Genomic DNA, 20,091 nt, shown 5'->3' on the forward strand with positions numbered 1-20,091 from the left:
TCTGCCTTACAAGCAGAGGGTCGGCGGTTCGAATCCGTCAACGCCCACTCCGAAGAATATCTTTCTATAAACAACTATTCCTTTCAGAAAATCAGTCTACATTCATTTATATTTCTTATGAAGAATATCTTCATTTGTAAAAAATCATTATCTTTGTGTTGATTGTATTTCATTTTATAAACATAGGTCTATTGATATAAATATGGAACCGGATATACGTTGGCTACAAAGATATGATAGTTTTCATCGTGCAAATAAGCGTATCTTGGATATAACAGAATCTGAGAAGAGAGTGGATGATTTGTCCGAACTGGAAATGGAAGGGTTGATACAGCGTTTTGAGTATACTTTCGAGCTTGCCTGGAAGGCTCTTCAGGATTTGTTGAAGTATAAAGGCTACGAGTTTGTGCAAGGTCCGAACGGTACGCTTCAGATGGCATTGGAGGATGGTATGATTTCCGACCATGACGGTTGGCGTAGAATGGCTAAAGCGCGAATAACCACTTCGCATACTTATAATGAGGGCGATGCCATAGAGATTGTGCGTATGATATACGATGAATATTCTCGTCTTCTGAAGCAGTTGGATGACAAATTTGAACAAGAAAGACTCCGCTTGGGGTTGGCTTAACTGATAAAATTGATTATGTACGGTTTGAGTGATACTGTTGTAGCGGATATATGCAGTGTGTTTCGGCGTTTCCCGGATATTGAAGAGGTGCTTATTTTCGGTTCCAGAGCCAAAGGCTCGTATTCGGAAGGGTCTGATATCGATTTGGCTGCTATAGGCAAGAATCTCACATTTAATCAGCTGATGGATATTAATATTCAGATAGAGGATTTGGGATTGCTTTATAAGGTAGACGTAGTTGATTATAATAAGAATATAGGTACTCCGATAGGTGAGCATATAAACCGTGTGGGAAAGCCTTTTTATAAGAAAGTTGATAGCATAAATTAAGCCTCGCATCAGCGAGGCTTTTTCTTTATCTGTCGAACAGTTCTGTCGAGAGGTATCTTTCGCCGGTGTCGGGCAGTAATACTACTATGTTTTTACCTTTGTATCGGCTTTCCTGCGAGAGTTTCATCGCGGCATAAGCGGCTGCTCCGGATGATATTCCGCAGAGTATCCCTTCCTTGTTTGCAAGCTCGCGTGCAGTTGCCATTGCGTCTTCGTTTTTTACGCGGAACACTCTGTCGATAATCTTTGTGTCAAGTGTGTCAGGGATAAATCCCGCACCTATACCCTGTATCTTGTGCGGTCCCGGTTTGTCGCCCGAAATAACAGCCGATGAGTCCGGCTCTACGGCTATCAGTTCTATCTCCGGGTTTTTCTCTTTCAGCTTGCGTCCCGTTCCGCTTATTGTTCCCCCTGTGCCTGCTCCTGCAACGAATACATCTATCTTCCCGTCTGTATCTCTCCAGATTTCCTCGGCTGTAGTATTATAATGTGCCTCGGGGTTGGCCGGATTGCAGAACTGTTGCAGTATGACCGAGCCTTCTATCTCCGAATTCAGCTCGTTTGCCTTTTCTATTGCACCGCCCATACCTTTACTTCCGGCAGTCAGAACGAGTTCCGCTCCGTAGGCCTTCAGCAGCAGCTGTCTTTCGCGGCTCATTGTTTCCGGCATGGTCAGTATCAGTTTGTAGCCTTTCAGTCCGGCTATCCATGCCAGTCCCACTCCCGTGTTACCGCTTGTCGGTTCTATGATTGTTGCTCCCGGTTTGAGGATGCCTTTCTTCTCTGCATCGTTTATCATGCTGAGAGCTATTCTGTCCTTTGCGCTCCCCCCGGGATTGAACATTTCGAGTTTGGCCGTTACCGAAGCTTCCGAATCGAAGGCTTTCTCCATATTGTTTAGTCTGAGCATCGGGGTGTTGCCGATTAGCTCTGTCAGATTGTTTTTGATGTTTTGCATAACTGTAAGTTTTTGGTTTGAAAATATAAAAAAAGAGTCCATGCATTTCTTGCTGAAATTCATGAACTCTCTATATGATGTTTTGTTATGGCCTTATCTGTCTGAGTCTGTCCTGTATTCCTCTTTTCTTTTCGGATTCATGGGAAACCATCCTTTCAAGACTCTTTCCCTTTGCTCGAACAATTCCTTTATGGTCCAGAACGATGAGAAGGAGAACACTCCCAAAAGCGTGGAAATAAGTATGTCGTCTGTCAGCACAGAACCTGCTATACCTACTATACCGAGCAGAAGAAAAATCCACCAGCATTTAGTTCCCCAGTAATATTCGGCCTTAACCACTACCGGATGGAAGAAACCGATGATGAGGAATGTACACAGGCCTATGATTATACCTCCTGCGTTGAGTCCGGCTATTATTTCCATGTATTAATCCAAATGAATAGGAATTTCTTTCTTGATGCTCTGTTCCAGTGAAATCAGTGTCTCAGTGGCAGTAACACCCGGAATCTCCTGTATGCGTGAGTTCAATAAATCCATCAGATGCTCGTTGTCTGTAGAGTACAGTTTTGTAAGCATTGTGTAAGGACCGGTTGTGAAGTGACATTCCACGATTTCAGGAATCTTGTTCAGCTCGGCTACTACGCTCTTGTACATAGAACCTTTTTCAAGCTTGATACCTACATAAGTACATGTCATGTAGCCCAAGCTTTTAGGATTTACATTGTATCCCGAACCGATGATTACGCCCAGGTCTATCAGACGCTGTACACGCTGATGGATTGCTGCACGCGAAACTCCACATTCTGCAGCTACGTCTTTGAAAGGAATACGTGCGTTCTGAGAGATAATTTCTAAGATTTGTTTGTCTAATTTATCAATCTTTTCCATAATTGTGTGTTTTGTTATATCATTTTGTAAGCAAATGTATGAAAACTTTTTTATTAATTCTATATTTGGTTCAAAAAAACATTATTTTTTAGGTAAAAAGAGCAATATTACTGCTATATAACAATATTTTTTATAGTTTTGTTCTATAAAACTTTTATAAACTGACTAAATGATATAAACATTGTATTGTGGAAAATTGTTCTTTATGTCAGAAATGTAACATATTATCATTATTTCTGTTAACTTTGTCACTGTAACTAAACTTGTGTTATTATGCACCCTTTACATCTGTTCAAATATTGTCCCGTGTGTGGCTCTCCACACTTTGAGGAACACAATTTCAAATCGAAAAAATGTGCCGACTGCGGTTTTGTATATTATTTCAATTCCAGTGCGGCTACGGTAGCTTTTATACTTAATTCAAAAAACGAGCTTTTGGTGTGTCGCCGTGCGAAAGACCCGGCCAAAGGAACTCTTGACCTGTCGGGCGGTTTTATCGACATGTGCGAAACGGCAGAAGAAGGAGTGGCGCGCGAGGTGAAGGAGGAAACCGGACTCGACGTGGTGAAGGCGGAATATCTGTTTTCGTACCCTAACACATATCTTTATTCGGGATTTCTTGTGCATACGATGGATATGTTTTTCCTTTGCAGGGTAGAGAATGATTCTGAGTTGGAGGCAATGGACGATGTAGCCGAATCTTTCTGGATGCCGCTTGACAAGATAAATCCTGAGGAATTCGGACTCGACTCGGTGAGAAAGGGAGTGGAACGATTTATAAATGAATACAATAAATAACCTATATATTTATGAAGAATAAAGGAAACGCATTTATAGCAGGTCTGATGCTGACTATGCCTATTGTGGCAGGAGCGCAGCAGACTGAACCGCTGACCGGCCTCAGCAGGCTGTTCGACGATGGAAAACAACTGTTTATGCGTCATGATTATGCTGCTGCACGACAGACACTGATGCGCTATATGGATTTGGGCAAGTGTGCGGAGTTTGCTGATGAGGCAGAATATATGCTTGTATGTACCGCCTATGAACTGCAAATGCCAGACCGCATAGAGAAACTTGAGGCGTATCTGGAAAAGCACCCCGAATCAAGATATAAGAACAGGGTACAGGCTCTTATCGCATCTTCGTATTTCTTCGATAAGGAATACTTGAAAGCCATTGCATGTTACAGAGGTTGTGATTTCGATGCTTTGGGGAATGAAGAAAGAGACGATAATGTCTATCGTCTGGCGCAGTCTTATCTTGAGATAGGAAATACAGAGGAAGCTACTGCATGGCTAACGGTGTTGAAAGAGGCCAGCACGAAATATTCGGACGACGCGACCTACAGTCTGGCTTATATAGACTATTCTGCCGGAAGATATGCTGCTGCAATGAAGGGCTTTTCTGCAGTTAAGGATAATAAGAACTATGCGGAACTTGCTCCATATTATATGGCAGACATCAGCCTTATCACAGGTGATTATGCTGCAGCAAGGAATATGGCTCTGAAATATCTTAATGACTATCCCAGAAATGAAAAATCGCTTGAAATGAAGAGAATAGCGGGTGAGGCTGCTTACTCGCAGAGGGATTATACAGCTGCTGTAAATTGTCTTTCTCCTTATTGTAATGAGACTTCTAATCCGCAGCGTAATGCTCTGTATAAATTAGGTATGAGTTATTTCAATACTCAGGTTTATTCTGAAGCTGCAGAAAATCTGGGAAGAGTGACAGGCGCGGATGATGACATGTCGCAGAATGCTTATCTGCACATGGGACTTGCGTATCTGAATCTGAAAGAACGTAACCAGGCGCGAATGGCTTTCGAACAGGCTGCTGCATCAAACCGTAATATGCAGATAAAGGAGCAGGCTCTTTATAACTATGCCCTGTGTATTCATGAAACATCTTATTCTCCGTTTGCCGAATCGGTTACGGTTTTTGAACGTTTCCTTAATGAATTTCCTCATTCGCAATATACTGATAAGGTAAGCGACTATCTTATAGAGGTGTATATGAACACCCACAGCTATATGGCCGCACTGAAATCTATAGCAAAAATCAGCCAGCCGGGAACACGTATACTTGAAGCCAAGCAGAAACTTCTGTTCCGCGTAGGCACTCAGGCTTTTGCACAGGCATCGTTCGAAAATGCCATCGATTATTTCACTCAGTCGCTACAGTTAGGCAGATATAATGCGCAGACCAAGGCTGATGCGTACTTCTGGCGTGGTGAGGCCAAATACCGTCTTGACAGGTTTGAACAGGCAGCTGCCGACTATCGTCAGTATATGGAGTTTGCCACCAACAGAAAGAGTATGGAGTACGGACTTGCTTTGTATAATATGGGATATACATCTTTCAAGCAGAAGAAGTATGACAAGGCTCTTACATGGTTCGTGAGATGTGCCGAAACAGATGCTGCCATAGATGCTTCGGTGAGAGGTGATGCCTGCAACCGTGCCGGCGACTGTTATTTCTATGCACGCCGTTTCGATGAGGCACGTGCGCAGTATGCCAAGGCGGTATCTATCGAACCGTCATACGGTGATTACTCTCTGTTCCAGGAGGCCTTCGTGAAAGGTTTGCAGCGCGACTATACAGGAAAGATAGAAACTCTTAACACTCTTCTTTCCAAATATCCTTCGTCGCAGTATATTGATGATGCACTGTACGAGCAGGGACGTGCCTTCGTGCAGATGGAGCAGGCCGACAATGCGATAGGCAGATACAAGATTCTTGTTGAGAAATGGTCTGAAAGCCAGTTGGCACGCAAGGCTGCAAGTGAGATTGCCCTGCTTTATTATCAGAATGACAAGTTCAATGAGGCTATTTCTGCATATAAGAAGGTTATTGCAGACTATCCGGGAAGTGAGGAGGCAAAAATGGCTCAGCGTGACCTGAAATCTGTATATATAGATATAAATAAGGTGGACGAATATATGTCGTACGCTTCAGCTCTGCCGGGAGGGGCAAACTTCGACGTAAACGAACGTGACTCACTGACTTACGTTGCTGCAGAACGTGTCTATATGCGTGGGAATATAGCAGAGGCCAAGAATAGCCTGACTTCTTATCTCCAGTCGTTCCCACAGGGAGCCTTCAGTGTGAATGCATCTTATTATCTTGGTATCATAGCATACAATGAAAAGGACTATTCAGTAGCCACATCACATCTGAACAAGGTTCTGGAATATCCTGACAGCAAATTCTCTACAGAGGCTATGACTCTGTGCGCGCAGATGGCTTACAATGGTAAAGAGTATAGCCGTTCATTGGAACTTTATAAACGCTTGGCTGACCGTGCCGGAAACCAGGAAGAACGTCTTCAGGCACAGACAGGTGCCTTGCGCAGCGCATATATGGCTGGAGATACAAACGAAACTATCAGTGCCGCATCGGCTATGATGGCTCACAGCAAGCTTGCCCCGGAACTGGAAAACGAGGCAAGATACTACAGAGTAAAGGCATTCATCAGGAACGGACAGGGTAATGAGGCGCTTGCCGACCTGAAAGTTCTTGCCGGAGATACAAGAAACGTATATGGTGCAGAGGCCAAATATCTTGTAGCACAGATTTACTTTGACGAAGGAAAGACTGAGGCTGCCGAGAATGAGGTTCTTAAGTATATCGAAGTCAGCACACCGCATGCCTACTGGCTTGCAAGAAGTTTTGTACTCCTGAGCGATGTATATGTGAAACTCGGACGCAATATGGAAGCAAAACAGTATCTGTTGTCATTGCAGCAGAACTATCAGGCAGACGATGACATAGCGGAAATGATAGAAACCAGATTGGCTAAACTTAACCAGTAACGACAATGAAGAAATATAGAAAACAGATTTTGATATGTGCCGGACTTGTCACACTGACTAATGTGGCGGCACAACAGCAACAGAAGAATGACTCTACCGTAAACCGTACGGTGGTGGTAGAGAACCAGTATAATCCCGAAGTGATGGATGCATTCAAGGTGAATGTATTGCCGAAGATAGAAGAACCGGCTGTAGCGAAAACACAGATCAACTATGCATCGTCAGTACATCAGTTGAACAAGTTTCCGGTTTATCACATGGATGTTATGAACAGGGAGGTTACAGAGGATAAAGCCAGAAGAGGTTACGTGCGTCTGGCTTACGGAAACAGAAACAATACTGATTTTAAAGGCTCGTATTTGTGGAATATCACCGACAGGGATATCCTGGATGTAATGGCTACATTCCATGGCTATTCAGGTAATATTGATGCAGGATATGATTTTGATCCGGTGACGGATATACCGACTCTTAATTACGATAAAGAGTGGAAGCATCGTTTCTTCCGCACAGGTGCTTCGCTTAAATATACTCACGATTTCGATAAGGTGAGCATGTACATAGGCGGTAGTTTTGCATCGCAAGTATTCAGCTATATGCCTGATGTACAGTTGTCAGCGTCAACATCACAGACTGAAGAGAAAACTGATGCACCTTCGTTCGGACATCAGTTGTTCATGTCAGGTGGTGGATATGTAGGTGTATCTTCTGTGAAAGATGCTCTTCCGGTAGAATTCGGCTTACAGACGGGATATAAGATGTTCAACCGTAAACATGGCATATATATTCTGGGAAGCATGTCGGAGAGTGTAGTACATACTCAAGGATATATTTCAGTTGGGATTGATGACAGACAGAATGTAGGTGTGTTATTGGGTATGGACAATGTGTTCTATGACAAGTCGTTCAGCAACTATTCACTGATAAAGCTTCGTCCTTATTATTCGATAAGTACAGAATCTGTATCTTTTACTGCCGGAGTGAATATGGATTTTCAGATTTCGAACGATGGCGGACTGAAACTTTCGCCGGATGTAAAGTTTGATTATACATTTGCCGATAATTATGTGCTTTATGTTCATGTTACGGGTAATACACGTCTGAATGATTTCGGAACAATAAACGGTTTCTCTCCGTTTTGGGTTCAGCCAATACAGCTTAATACTTCATACACTCCGTATGATGCAAAACTCGGTCTGAAGGCATCGCCGGTTGCAGGTTTTGGCTTAGGAATATATGGAGGATATCGTGAGACGAGAAATGAACTTTTCTCTATGCCTTATGCAGATGGAGGAGGTATTTATAATGGAATAGCACAGGCAAAGGCGCGTGTGGCATACGCAGGTCTTTCTGTTGATTATTCTTTCAGAGATATGCTGGACTTTGGTCTTAACGGTAATTTCTACAGTTGGAATGTTCAGAATGAAATGGAACATCTGTTATGGTTGAAACCGCTTTACAGTATCGGATTTAATGCCCGTGCCAAGGTGTTCAAGGGCTTCCATGCAATGGCACAATATAATTACGAAGGTCGTAAAAAGACGTTGGGTATAAAGGCTGATGCTGTGAATGAACTGAATTTAGGTGCAGAATATCTGTTCAACGACAGGGTGAATGTATTCCTGAAGCTGAATAATGTTTTGAACAAGAATTATGTGACAGAAAGCGGATATCCTGTTCAAGGCTTTAATGTAATGGCGGGAGTGAGTCTGAATTTCTGATGTTTATTCTAAATGAATTATATACTAAGGCTGCCTTTCTATTGAATGGTAGCCTTTATTATTTCAATTTGTTTAGGCTTATTCGCATTCTTCATCTTCATCTTTGTTGGCTGACGCTAATGCCATAACTGTCATTCCGAAGAGACCACCTCCGATAAAAATTGCCAATCCGATAATAAAATCCATAGTGAGTGAATTGCCCTTCATGTTCCCCTTATGAAGGTTGTAAAAAATAAGGTGTGGGAAACATATCGCTCTATCCTTAGATTAGGTCTTCGCATTACCTTTAGCATGGATAAAACAATAGCCCCACACCAGTCGGTATATAGTTCACCCTTAAAGATGAATATATATCACAGTGTGGGTGCTATTGTAATTATCTTCATGCTAAAAATTAAAGTTGCGAAGTTTAATCTAAGAAGATAATTTCAATAACACCTTTCTTTTAATTATGTCCTTCCGATACTGGAAATCAGTTCAACGGAATTGATACAAAGGTATGAAAAAATATTACTATATGGATATTATTGGAGTTTTATTTTTTGGTGTAAAGAAAAAATTATATCAGCTTTTGTTTCTTCAGTTCCTCTGCTACATTCTCCAATTCATCATACCATGCCTGACCGAACTTCCTTATCAAAGGTTCTTTCAGAAATTTATAGACAGGCAGATTTTCTTTCTTCCCAAGCAGAACCGCAGCCTTACATACGTCCCATCTGTGATAGTTTACAGCCTTGAAAGGGCCGTAATCGCCTATTCTGATAGGATACAGATGACAAGATATCGGTTTGTAGAAATTGCATTTGCCTTCGCGATAGGCTTTTTCTATTGCGCAATAACAGTAGCCTTTCTCGTCATAACATGTGAATACACAATCCTTGCCGTTTACGATGGAAGTCACCAGGTCACCGTCCTGGTCTGTATAAACTACTCCCTGCTTATCTATAACCGCACGTGCTTCAGGCGAAAGATCGTCCCATATCACAGGAAGTACTTCCTCAAGTTTCTCTACCTCTTCAAGTTCTACCGGTGCACCGGCATCACCTTCTATACAGCATTCTCCCTTGCAGGCGTCAAGATTGCAAAGGAATTTCTCGCGGAATACATCAAGGCTTACTACCACATCATCTATCTGAACCATATTATTATTTCTTTTATTTTCGTATGCAAAGTTAATAAAAAAGCACAGACCTCATAGGATTCTTGTCCGTATGCTGTCTGTGCTTTTGTCTGTATCTTTAATCTATTCTGAAAGATTACTTAATCAGGTCTTTTCCTGTCATATCAGCCGGCTGAGCCATACCCAAGATGTGAAGGATAGAAGGAGCAACGTCTGCCAATACACCGTTTTCAACCTTAGCGTCCTTGTTTGCTGTTACGTAAACAAATGGAACAGGGTTAAGTGAGTGAGCTGTGTTAGGAGTTCCGTCTTCGTTCAATGCGTGGTCAGCGTTTCCGTGGTCAGCGATGATGATTACTTCGTAGTCGTTAGCCTTAGCTGCTTCTACTGTATCTTTCACGCAGTTGTCGATAGCAACAACAGCCTTTTCGATAGCTTCGTAGATACCGGTGTGACCTACCATGTCGCCGTTAGCATAGTTGACAACGATGAAGTCATATTTCTGAGTGTTGATAGCTTCTACCAGTTTGTCCTTAACTTCGTAAGCGCTCATTTCAGGCTTCAGGTCGTAAGTAGCAACCTTTGGAGAAGGAACCAGGATACGGTCTTCGTTGTCGTATGGAGTTTCACGTCCGCCGTTGAAGAAGAATGTAACATGTGCATACTTTTCTGTTTCAGCGATGTGAAGCTGAGTCTTTCCGTTTGCAGCGAGATATTCGCCAAGAGTGTTCTGTACGTTTTCCTTAGGGAAGAGGATGTGTACGCCCTTGAATGAAGCATCGTATGGAGTCATACAGTAGTACTGAAGTCCTGGGATAGTCTTCATACCGGCTTCAGGCATATCCTGCTGAGTAAGAACGATAGTAAGCTCTTTTGCACGGTCGTTACGGTAGTTGAAGAAGATAACTACGTCGCCTTCTTTGATAGTACCGTCGAAGTTAGCGTTAGAGATAGGTTTGATGAATTCGTCAGTAACACCTTCATCGTATGATTCCTGCATAGCCTGAACCATGTCTGTAGCTTTCTTGCCTGTACCGTTAACGAGCAAGTCGTAAGCTTCTTTTACACGTTCCCAACGCTTGTCGCGGTCCATTGCATAGAAACGACCTACAATAGAAGCGATTTTACCTGCTGATTTGGCACAGTGTGCAGTAAGTTCTTCGATAAATCCTTTACCGCTCTTAGGGTCTGTGTCGCGACCGTCCATGAAGCAGTGGATGAAAGTATTTTCGATACCGTATTCTTTAGCGATGTCGCAAAGGCGGAACAGGTGGTCGAGTGAAGAGTGTACACCACCGTTTGAAGTAAGACCCATGAAGTGGATGTTCTTACCGTTTTCCTTAGCGTATGTGAAGGCAGAAACAACTTCAGGGTTCTGCATGATGCTTCCGTCGGCACAAGCACGGTTGATTTTCACCAAATCCTGATAAACGATGCGTCCGGCACCGATGTTGAGGTGACCAACTTCTGAGTTACCCATCTGTCCGTCAGGAAGACCTACGTTTTCGCCGCTTGCCTGCAACTGTGAGTGAGGGTAGTTAGCCAACAGACTGTCCCAATAAGGAGTAGGAGTGTTAAAGATTACATCGTCTTTGTGATGGTCGCCGCAGCCCCATCCGTCGAGGATCATTAAAAGTGCTTTCTTTGCCATAATTGTAATATGTTTTAGAAGTTTGAAATCCAATTTGTTTTCCGACTGCAAAAGTACAAAATATCTGCTTTTTGAGCGAATGTTTTGGGGAATTTTAATATAGGGCTTATAGTGGATTATTTAGAATATACTTTCAATTATAGTAAAAATGAGAATATTTTGTTTGTGAATTATTCGTGGATTTACTATATTTGCAAGGTAATAAAGTCAAAAACGCTATGAGTTACAAGTCAGTTAAGGAGGTTGTAACTATGTTGCTTGACAACGGCTTCGTTCTAAAAAGCCAGAAGGGCAGCCACATGAAGTTTGAAAAAGACGGAATAACGGTAGTCGTTCCGAATCATGGAAAGAAAGGCGTTGAAAAAGGCACTTATTACAGCATTTTGAGGCAAGCGGGGCTGAAATAGCCCCAGCCTCTTTTGTTTAACTATAAAATGGTGGTCAAAATGAGAACAGTTGAAGTTATTGTGGAACATGCCGGCAACAATCTTAGTGCTTATATCGAAGGTGCTCCTGTTATTACGGTTGGTAATAACATAAGGGAGATAGAAGATAACATGAAAGAAGCCATAGGTTTATATTTGGAGGACAATCCGAATCCGTGCGAAATTCTCAAAGGAGAATTTTACTTAAAATTTAAAATAGATGCTTCTACATTTATCAACTATTACAGTAGTATTTTCACTAAGGCCGCATTGAGCCGGATAACCGGAATCAATGAACGCCAGTTGTGGCATTATGCGGCCGGAGTGCATAAACCTCGTAAACAACAGTTGGAGAAGATTCAGAAAGGTATTAATGCGCTGACTGAGGAATTGGCTGCCATAAATCTGTTGTAGCTGATGAAGTGATTATCTAATGGATTCGTACTGTCATCCGGTTCTTAGCTGTTTTTCAACTGTGTGAACAGCTCTTTCTGTTTTTCGCTTAACGCTGTAGGTATATCCACATGATATGTAACAATCAAATCACCGAATGTACCTTCTTTTTTATATACTGGAAATCCTTTGCCACGCAATCTTACTTTTGTATCGTTCTGAGTGCCCGGATTTACTTTCAGTTTGACCATTCCGTCTATTGTCTTGACGTTCACAGTACCTCCAAGAACAGCTGTATAAAGGTCTATGTCAACATCTGTGAACAGGTCGTCGCCCTCACGTTTGAAGTCAGGGTCCGGAGCTATCTGGAAAGTGATGTACAGGTCGCCGTCAGGTGCTCCGTTGCTGCCTTTCTCGCCGTGGCCTTTCAGTTTTATCATTTGTCCGTCGGCAATACCGGCAGGTATGGTTATACGCAGGTTCTCACCGTTTACGCTGAAGGTCTGTTTGTGCGTAACGGCTGCTTCGCGGAGTGAAAGATTCATCTGTGCTTCTATATCACCTCCACGGCTCATCATGTTGTAACCTCTTCCGCTTCTGCCCGCTGAGGCTCCATGTCCGAACAGCTGTTCGAAGAAATCGGAGAAGCCGCTTGCGTTTCCTCTCCCGAATCCGCCCATGAAATCGTCGCCATTTACGGAGTACCAGTAAGCCGACTGTCCGCCTCTTTCCTGCGCTCTCTGGTATGCTTCACGTTCAGCCTTGAATTCGTCGGCATGTTTCCAGTGTTCGCCGTATTCGTCGTATTTCTTTCTCTTTTCAGGATCGCTCAAAACTTCGTTAGCTTCGTTTATCTCCTGAAACTTGTCTTTGGCGTTAGGGTCGTCTTTATTCAGGTCGGGATGATACTTTCTGGCCATCTTACGATAGGCTTTCTTGATATCATCTTGCGAGGCATTACGTTCTACGCCCAGTACTTTGTAATAATCTATAAAAGCCATATATTTTGAGTTTTAAAGTTGGTGGTTTATAAATGTTTTTTTCACATAAAAACAGAGCCTCCCGTTGACTGTTGGCGGGAGGCTCTTATAGGGTTTACCAATGATTAATGTATCTCGATAACACGATTAACCTTAGCTTTTTCTTCAGGTGAATACTTCGGCAGTTCGATAGTCAATACACCGTCTGAAACATTAGCACTTATCTTTTCCTTATCAACATTGTCAGGCAAGTAAAGTGACTGTTGGAATTTTGTGTAAGAGAACTCACGTCGCAAGTATTTCTTGTTTTCTTTATCTTTATCTTCGTTTTCAACTTTCTTTTCCATTGAGATAACAAGTTCGTTGTCGTCTCCCAAATGGATGTTGAAATCGTCTTTGGTCATTCCCGGAGCTGCAACCTCTACTTTGTAGTTCTTTTCGCTCTCAATTACATTGATTGCCGGAGCTGTAGCATTAGTCTTTTCCATCCAGTCATTATCAAAGAAATCATTAAAGATACTTGGTAACCAGTTCTGATTGTAATACTTTCTAATCGGCATCATAGTTTTAATCTCCTATATTTAAGTTATACATTTTCAATTATTTCCGAACTCTTGGTTTTTGAACCTCAAGTTCACTGTTGATATTGCAAACTGTATGCCGATGCCGTGAGTTTGAATTTTTGTCAGACGGCGTTTAATGTTTATAATATGATTTTAAACCTTCAGGCCATTGTTTTAAACATGTGGAAACATTATTAATATATTCACAGGTGTTGATAAAGTTGAAAATTGACAAAATGTCATTTGGTTATCTTGTTTCATGTGTCAAAATGTCCTTTTGTGGACTCTTACTTCTATATTTAATGTGTTTGAGCTGGAAAAATGTTATATGGATTGTTTCGGTCGTGCCAAAGTTAGAAAGCATGAAGTCAGAGTTATTAACAGGCTGTTAATAACGTAGGTTTTCAACAGGTTGTTAATAACTCCTGTTGATGTTGAAATCCAAGACTTGATTTAGAAATCCAGCGAAAGCTGAGTGTCGCCTAAAAGGTTGTAACTCAGGCGGTGATAAGGAGAAGTGCCGAATTCCTTTATGGCTTGTCGGTGTTTTTTTGTGGGATATCCCTTGTTCATATCCCATGCGTACATAGGATATTCACTGTGCAGCCTGTTCATATAGTCGTCACGATAAGTCTTCGCAAGTATCGAAGCGGCTGCTATTGAAAGATATTTTCCATCGCCTTTCACTATTGTGGTATGCGGAATATTCTTGTATTTGTTGAAACGGTTACCGTCTATCAGCAGATGCTGGGGAGTTATCTTCAGTTGGTCCACAGCTCTGTGCATCGCAAGGAACGAAGCATTCAGAATGTTGATTTTATCAATTTCTTCCGGTTCTACAATACCGATTGCCCATGCCAGTGCTTCCTTTTCTATAACTTCTCTCAGCTGATAACGCTGTTTTTCAGACAGTTGCTTCGAGTCGTTCAGCATCTCATCCTTGAAGTCCTTCGGCAGAATGACGGCTGCGGCATAAACTGCTCCGGCAAGACATCCGCGTCCTGCTTCATCGCATCCGGCTTCTATAAGGTTTTCATTCAAGTATGGTAAAAGCATCTTTATGTGGTTTTTAAATTTCCGGGTGCAAAGGTACGCATTTTGTTTTTCATGTAGCAATATTTATGTGTGGAGTTATTAATGTGTTATTCACATACGGTGTTAAAAAGGAACAGGGTTTAAACAGCCTTTAAATACTGCTTAAACCCTGTTTAGGTGTTGAAAACCTGATTCCTGATGTTAGCTTTTTAGATCCTTCCGCTTTCAGAAATCATGTTTCTTATCTGTTCGTTGAAATCGTCTTTCTTCATAAGGTCTTCCAGAGTGACGTGCATTCTCCATCTCCAGTAGTGGCGTGGATTTGCGGGAACGTTGATACGTTCTATCTCAATGTCCGGATTGCGGAGAGTTTCATCTATTGATGTCCAGTCCTGCCATGTCAGGATACATAGTAGTGACGGGCAGTTCAGATGCTGGCTTACAACCTCACGGCATAGCCATCCCGGTGCATCCTGTGGAACTTCACCCCAATGTCCGAGTTCATAATGATAGTAGCGTTCTGTAATCTGTGCATCTTCCTTCCAATAACCACGGAGGGTTGACATATCATGGGTACCTATGGTACAAACAGAGCGGAACGGATAGTTGTGAACATGTCCGAACTCGTCTTTCGGGTCTTTAGGCATTCTCTGTATTTCGAGCGAGAGAATCTGCAGCTGGTTCATTACCCATGGCACACAGTCCGGAACCATTCCCAAGTCTTCACCGCAAACAAGCATTGAAGTTGACTGGGTGAGAACTGGCAGCTTTTTCATCGCCTCGTCGTACCAGAACTTGTTGTGGTGCTGGTAGTAGTAATGATTGTATAGTCTGTTGAAGGCTTCCTGTTCCTGCCAGTTCAGTTGTCTGTAGATGAAGTCGTTCTGTACAGATATTCTTGGGTGGTACATCTCAGGATTCTTTCTGTCTTTTACAAACAGAACATTACTTATCAGTGCATATAGTCCTTCCTTCATGTTGAGGCTTTCTTCATCTGTCTTTCCGGCAAAATAAGCTTCAACTTTGCGCTGGGTATCGAACTCAGGGCGCATACGGTAGATGTCATGATGAACATGTTCTACGAAAGTGTTGCGTACCTCGTCGCTCTTGTCGCCAAACATTGTGTTGAGCATGTAGTCGTTTATAAACGGCTCTGTCATGAACTCTTTCTGGAAGTTCAGTCCGAAACCTTTTATTTCGTCCGCGCTCATTGGTAGTGCCGGAACGAATTGTCCTAACAGTCCGTGTACAGAGTGTACCGGTATTTCCCAGATACGGAAGAAACCAAGTATATGGTCTATACGGTATGCAGTGAAGTATTCAGCCATTTTGGAGAAACGCTTTCTCCACCACTGGTAGTTGTCTTTTTCCATCACGTCCCAGTTGTATGTAGGGAATCCCCAGTTCTGACCGTTCACAGAGAAAGCATCTGGTGGAGCACCTGCCTGTCCGTTCATATTGAAGTAATATGGCTCTACCCATGCTTCCACACTTCCTCGGCTGATACCGATAGGGATATCTCCTTTCAGAATCACACCTTTGCAGCGTGCATAGTTGGCGGCTGCAAGTAACTGTATATGCAGAACATACTGCAAGAAGTAGTAGAATGAGATTTCAGGATATGTTTCACCTTCCTCATCACATAGTTTGTCTATCTCTTCAGAAACGTATGTACTATATTCCGGCCATGTATTGAAATCGGCTGTACCGTATAGGTCTCTCAGGTAGCTGAATGCTGAATATGGCTTAAGCCATTCTTCATTCTTGCGGTAGAATGTTTTGAAACCTTCTGATGAAAGAATGTTTTCCGCTTCCTGGATAAATATATCTTTAAGATATGCCTGTTTCGTATTGTTTACTCCTTCGTAATCTACCTGTGACAGGCTGTTCAGTTCCAAGCGTTCTTTTTCATATTCGGCGGCCTTTTTCGCATTCTTGAGAGTCGGCAACTGTCTCAAATCTATATACATAGGATGGAATGCGTATATTGAGATAGCATTGTACGGATATGAATCTACCCATGTATTTGTTCTTGTGGTGTCGTTGATAGGTAGTATCTGTACTGCCTGCTGGTTTGTTTCCGCAGCCCAGTCTATATACGTCTTCAAATCACCGAAGTCGCCAACTCCGAAACTGCCTTTTGAGCGAATGGAGAAAACAGGTATTGCGCTGCCGGCTATTTTTCTTTCCGGAAGGTTGAAAAATACTTCTGTTTCTGTTGGAAAGTAAGTTTCACCGCGCATAAGTGGCTGTATGTGGAAAGTACGGTTGTATCCGTATTCCCATTCCTCGACAGCTCCGGTTTTTGAGCTTACTGCTACAAACTTATATTCAAATGGAAATGTAAGTGATGAATAATCTATTGATATATACCATACGTCCGGTGATATCTCCTGCATTCTGAGCGGGCGGTAATATTCCCAGTTTCCGAGTGTATTGCAGTTTCCTATTATTCCAAGCTCCTGTGCCTTATGTCTAAGTCCGGGGCATAATGCTCTGAATGTGATGCAACAGCCTACATTATCTGTAAGTTTCTTCGGCTCCTCTGTATGCGGAATGCCATTGAAAGCTGAACTGTATCTATGATTTCCTTCCGGCAAGTCGCGCCAGCAATCGTCAAAAATAAAATGATGCTGTTGTGCATTACCTTTTATAATAGAGTGGGGGATTGCACCAAATTCTTTCCTTACGCAGTCTTCATTTCTGAAAACAGTATATCGGTATGGCACAATATCGGAATTTTCAGGTAGGTCATAATTGAATGTTCCTTGCCATTCCTGACCATCGCGTGTGAAAAGAGGAAGTGAGTTCTTTTCGTCATCGTTTATCACTACTCTCAGACTTTCACCCCATACGGTACGATACTTAATACGAAATGTCAGTTTCATATCTTTCTTTTGGTATTAGTTTTTTTATTGAGTTTTTATTTTTCCAAAAGTAGTTATTTTATAATAATCATAGTAGGCTTTATTTGAAAAATATAAATGTTTTATGGCATGAAACAGGTCTATAAGCCTTCTGAACGTGGTTTATGCGGTATAAAATATAAGATATTTATAAATAAAAAAGCCCCGGAATCCACAGGTTCCGAGGCTTTCCTCCGTGTAAGATGTGAGGAGGTAAAAAATTTAGTTAAACATATAAACCAACTTATGCGTCAATATTGGCATAAGTGGCATTCTTTTCTATGAACTCGCGTCGAGGAGCTACATCATCTCCCATAAGCATAGAGAAGATATAGTCCGCTTCAGCTGCGTTTTCTATCTGTACTTGTTTCAGAATACGAGTCTCAGGATTCATTGTTGTTTCCCAAAGCTGTTCAGGGTTCATTTCACCCAAACCTTTGTATCGCTGAGTATGTATTCCCTGTTCGCTTCCGTCGCCGTATTTCTGGATGAAAGCGTGTCTTGCTTCTTCGGTGTAGCAATATTCGCTAATCTTACCTTTTGTGCATTTGTACAATGGAGGAGTAGCTATATACAGGTGACCTTCCTGAATAATCTCTGGCATATATCTGTAGAACAGAGTCATGATAAGTGTGTCGATGTGAGAACCATCGACATCGGCATCGGTCATGATTATCACCTTGTGATAACGGAGTTTCTCGATGTTTGCCTTCTTGCTGTCTTCTTCTTCAACACCGAAACGGATTCCAAGTGCCTGGATTATGTTGTTTACTTCATCACTCTCGAATGCCTTGTGCCACATGGCTTTCTCTACGTTAAGGATTTTTCCTCGTAGAGGAAGGATGGCCTGGAACTGTCTGCTTCGTCCCTGTTTTGCAGAACCACCCGCAGAGTCACCCTCGACGAGGAACAATTCACATTCCTCTGCTACACGGCTTGAACAGTCAGCCAGTTTTCCCGGAAGTCCGCCGCCGCCCATAGGACTCTTGCGCTGTACAGACTCACGTGCCTTTCTTGCTGCTATACGTGCAGTTGCGGCAAGTACCACCTTGTCAACAATAACTTTTGCCTCCTTAGGATGTTCTTCAAGGTAGTTTGAAAGAGCTTCACCTACAGCCTGCTGTACAGCACCGCTTACCTCGCTGTTTCCAAGTTTGGTCTTAGTCTGACCTTCGAACTGAGGTTCGGCAACCTTTACAGAGATTACTGCGATAAGACCTTCGCGGAAGTCCTCACCTGAGATTTCAACTTTCGCTTTTTCAAGTGCCTTGCTTTCTTCTGCATATTTCTTCAATACGCGTGTAAGTGCCGCACGGAAACCTCCTTCGTGAGTACCTCCTTCTATTGTGTTGATGTTATTAACGTAAGAATGCAGGTTTTCGCGGAAACCTGTGTTGTACATGATGGCACACTCGATAGGAACGCCCTGTTTTTCAGTGTTCAGATAGATTACGTCATCAAAAAGTGGAGTATTTGTAGAATTGAGGAAACGTACGAATTCCTTAACGCCTTCATCTGAATGGAATACTTCACTCTTGTAACTACCGTCTTCTTCTGTTTCGCGTTTGTCTGTAAGAGTGATTGTGATACCCTTGTTCAGATATGCCAATTCTCTAAGACGTGCCTGAAGAATGTTATATTTATATTCAGTAACTGTGAATATTGAGGCGTCAGGCCAGAAAGTCTGTTTTGTACCTCTGAGTTCTGTAGTTCCTATTTCCTTTACAGGATAAAGTGGCTTACCGCATTCGTATTCCTGCTGATAAATCTTTCCGTTTCTGAATACATTTGTAGTCATGTGAGTAGAAAGTGCGTTCACACACGATACACCCACACCATGCAAACCTCCGGAAACCTTATAGGAACCTTTATCGAATTTACCTCCGGCGTGTAACACTGTCATAACGACTTCCAGAGCAGATTTCTTTTCTTTCTCATGGAAATCTACAGGGATACCACGTCCGTTGTCCTGTACGGTTATTGAATTATCTTCGTTTATTGTTACTTCTATATGTGTACAATATCCGGCAAGTGCTTCGTCGATAGAGTTGTCCACAACTTCATATACGAGGTGATGCAAACCTTTTTCGCTGATGTCGCCGATATACATAGCGGGGCGTTTACGCACGGCTTCAAGTCCTTCAAGTACCTGAATACTGCTTGCCGAGTAGTTGCTTCCGCTCTTTGGTGTCAGTTCTTCACTCATGTTTTTAAATAGTTTATTTAATCGTCCAAAGTTACGAAAAATCTATGGAATAATCTTTCCTACAGAGCTAAAAAAAGGTGAAAATCAGTATGTTTTTTAGGATGTTGTGACAGGTGTTTTATGTATAGGTATAAACGACAAAAGGCTGAGTAAAACCCCAGCCTTAATATCTTTTTAAAGGTGCCTCAATTAAGCAATCTTAGCGATGTGTGCAGCCAATTTTGACTTCAAGTTAGCAGCCTTGTTCTTGTGGATAATGTTAACTTTAGCCAACTTATCCAACATCTTCTGTACTTTTGGATACAAAGCAACAGCTTCAGCTTTGTCTGTTGTTGCACGAAGCTTTCTTACAGCATTACGCATTGTCTTAGCATAATATCTGTTGTGAAGTCTTCTTTTTTCTTCTTGTCTAATTCTTTTGATAGATGATTTGTGATTTGCCATCTCGACTAATCTTTAATATTGT

19 protein-coding genes are annotated in these 20,091 nt (G+C 42.2%); 7 read left to right on the forward strand and 12 right to left on the reverse strand.

The window, feature by feature from the left end; genetic code table 11:
- Positions 1–202: 202 nt before the first annotated feature.
- Both QZ379_RS07290 and QZ379_RS07295 read left to right on the forward strand, forming a co-directional pair.
- Positions 203–631 (forward strand): HI0074 family nucleotidyltransferase substrate-binding subunit, encoded by a 429-nt coding sequence (locus tag QZ379_RS07290; protein ID WP_291562488.1) that lies wholly within the window; start codon positions 203–205, stop codon positions 629–631.
- A gap of 15 nt (positions 632–646) precedes the next feature.
- Positions 647–961 (forward strand): nucleotidyltransferase domain-containing protein, encoded by a 315-nt coding sequence (locus QZ379_RS07295; RefSeq protein WP_291562491.1) that lies wholly within the window; start codon positions 647–649, stop codon positions 959–961.
- Between the two features lie 25 nt (positions 962–986).
- Here the strand turns inward: QZ379_RS07295 and cysK are convergent, their stop codons facing one another.
- From cysK to QZ379_RS07310, 3 genes are all read right to left on the reverse strand, one after another.
- Positions 987–1,919: a cysteine synthase A gene (gene cysK, locus QZ379_RS07300; RefSeq protein ID WP_291562494.1), complete on the reverse strand. Its 933-nt coding sequence runs from the start codon at positions 1,917–1,919 to the stop codon at positions 987–989.
- 93 nt (positions 1,920–2,012) lie between these two features.
- Positions 2,013–2,342 (reverse strand): DUF4491 family protein, encoded by a 330-nt coding sequence (locus QZ379_RS07305; protein WP_291562497.1) that lies wholly within the window; start codon positions 2,340–2,342, stop codon positions 2,013–2,015.
- 3 nt (positions 2,343–2,345) lie between these two features.
- On the reverse strand, positions 2,346–2,807 hold the full coding sequence (locus tag QZ379_RS07310; RefSeq protein WP_235337466.1) for an Lrp/AsnC ligand binding domain-containing protein: 462 nt from the start codon (positions 2,805–2,807) through the stop codon (positions 2,346–2,348).
- 273 nt (positions 2,808–3,080) lie between these two features.
- Here QZ379_RS07310 and QZ379_RS07315 point away from each other — a divergent pair, with 273 nt between their 5' ends.
- Genes QZ379_RS07315 through QZ379_RS07325 form a run of 3 tightly spaced genes read left to right on the forward strand, consistent with a single transcriptional unit; the run spans position 3,081 to position 8,346 of the window.
- Positions 3,081–3,605: an NUDIX domain-containing protein gene (locus QZ379_RS07315; protein ID WP_291562504.1), complete on the forward strand. Its 525-nt coding sequence runs from the start codon at positions 3,081–3,083 to the stop codon at positions 3,603–3,605.
- An 11-nt stretch (positions 3,606–3,616) separates the two neighbouring features.
- Positions 3,617–6,625: a tetratricopeptide repeat protein gene (locus QZ379_RS07320; protein WP_291562507.1), complete on the forward strand. Its 3,009-nt coding sequence runs from the start codon at positions 3,617–3,619 to the stop codon at positions 6,623–6,625.
- Positions 6,626–6,630: 5 nt separating this feature from the next.
- Positions 6,631–8,346 carry an outer membrane beta-barrel protein gene (locus QZ379_RS07325; RefSeq protein WP_291562510.1) on the forward strand — a complete coding sequence of 572 codons (1,716 nt, stop codon included), beginning with the start codon at positions 6,631–6,633 and terminating at the stop codon, positions 8,344–8,346.
- Between the two features lie 78 nt (positions 8,347–8,424).
- Here the strand turns inward: QZ379_RS07325 and QZ379_RS07330 are convergent, their stop codons facing one another.
- The 3 genes from QZ379_RS07330 to gpmI form a co-directional block, all read right to left on the reverse strand.
- Positions 8,425–8,553 carry a hypothetical protein gene (locus QZ379_RS07330; protein WP_262897240.1) on the reverse strand — a complete coding sequence of 43 codons (129 nt, stop codon included), beginning with the start codon at positions 8,551–8,553 and terminating at the stop codon, positions 8,425–8,427.
- Positions 8,554–8,905: 352 nt separating this feature from the next.
- Positions 8,906–9,487: a DUF3109 family protein gene (locus tag QZ379_RS07335; RefSeq protein WP_287678357.1), complete on the reverse strand. Its 582-nt coding sequence runs from the start codon at positions 9,485–9,487 to the stop codon at positions 8,906–8,908.
- 115 nt (positions 9,488–9,602) lie between these two features.
- Positions 9,603–11,117: a 2,3-bisphosphoglycerate-independent phosphoglycerate mutase gene (gpmI, locus tag QZ379_RS07340; RefSeq protein WP_287678355.1), complete on the reverse strand. Its 1,515-nt coding sequence runs from the start codon at positions 11,115–11,117 to the stop codon at positions 9,603–9,605.
- 218 nt (positions 11,118–11,335) lie between these two features.
- On the opposite strand from gpmI, the gene QZ379_RS07345 reads away from it, so the two are divergent.
- Both QZ379_RS07345 and QZ379_RS07350 read left to right on the forward strand, forming a co-directional pair.
- Positions 11,336–11,524, forward strand: coding sequence for a type II toxin-antitoxin system HicA family toxin (locus QZ379_RS07345; RefSeq protein ID WP_154043426.1), 189 nt, complete (start codon positions 11,336–11,338; stop codon positions 11,522–11,524).
- A gap of 39 nt (positions 11,525–11,563) precedes the next feature.
- Positions 11,564–11,956: an antitoxin HicB gene (locus QZ379_RS07350; RefSeq protein ID WP_291562526.1), complete on the forward strand. Its 393-nt coding sequence runs from the start codon at positions 11,564–11,566 to the stop codon at positions 11,954–11,956.
- A 44-nt stretch (positions 11,957–12,000) separates the two neighbouring features.
- On the opposite strand, the gene QZ379_RS07355 is transcribed toward QZ379_RS07350, so the two are convergent.
- The 6 genes from QZ379_RS07355 to rpsT all read right to left on the reverse strand — a co-directional run bounded on the left by QZ379_RS07355 (position 12,001) and on the right by rpsT (position 20,069).
- Positions 12,001–12,936, reverse strand: coding sequence for a DnaJ C-terminal domain-containing protein (locus QZ379_RS07355; protein WP_291562529.1), 936 nt, complete (start codon positions 12,934–12,936; stop codon positions 12,001–12,003).
- A gap of 104 nt (positions 12,937–13,040) precedes the next feature.
- The gene (locus QZ379_RS07360) at positions 13,041–13,478 is read right to left on the reverse strand and encodes an Hsp20/alpha crystallin family protein (protein WP_204401705.1); all 438 of its coding nucleotides are present in this window, start codon (positions 13,476–13,478) and stop codon (positions 13,041–13,043) included.
- A gap of 453 nt (positions 13,479–13,931) precedes the next feature.
- The gene (locus tag QZ379_RS07365) at positions 13,932–14,534 is read right to left on the reverse strand and encodes a ribonuclease HII (protein ID WP_291562535.1); all 603 of its coding nucleotides are present in this window, start codon (positions 14,532–14,534) and stop codon (positions 13,932–13,934) included.
- Between the two features lie 188 nt (positions 14,535–14,722).
- A complete protein-coding gene (locus QZ379_RS07370) occupies positions 14,723–17,401 on the reverse strand; it encodes a 4-alpha-glucanotransferase (RefSeq protein ID WP_291562538.1) in 2,679 nt (892 codons plus the stop codon).
- A gap of 262 nt (positions 17,402–17,663) precedes the next feature.
- Entirely contained in the window at positions 17,664–19,625 is a 1,962-nt protein-coding gene (gyrB, locus tag QZ379_RS07375; protein WP_291562541.1) for a DNA topoisomerase (ATP-hydrolyzing) subunit B, read from the reverse strand.
- Positions 19,626–19,814: 189 nt separating this feature from the next.
- The gene (rpsT, locus tag QZ379_RS07380) at positions 19,815–20,069 is read right to left on the reverse strand and encodes a 30S ribosomal protein S20 (RefSeq protein ID WP_154043419.1); all 255 of its coding nucleotides are present in this window, start codon (positions 20,067–20,069) and stop codon (positions 19,815–19,817) included.
- Between the last annotated feature and the right edge of the window lie 22 nt (positions 20,070–20,091).

It is taken from the genome of Bacteroides sp. (genome assembly GCF_019417265.1).
In the GTDB taxonomy this organism is placed as follows: Bacteria; Bacteroidota; Bacteroidia; order Bacteroidales; family Bacteroidaceae; genus Phocaeicola.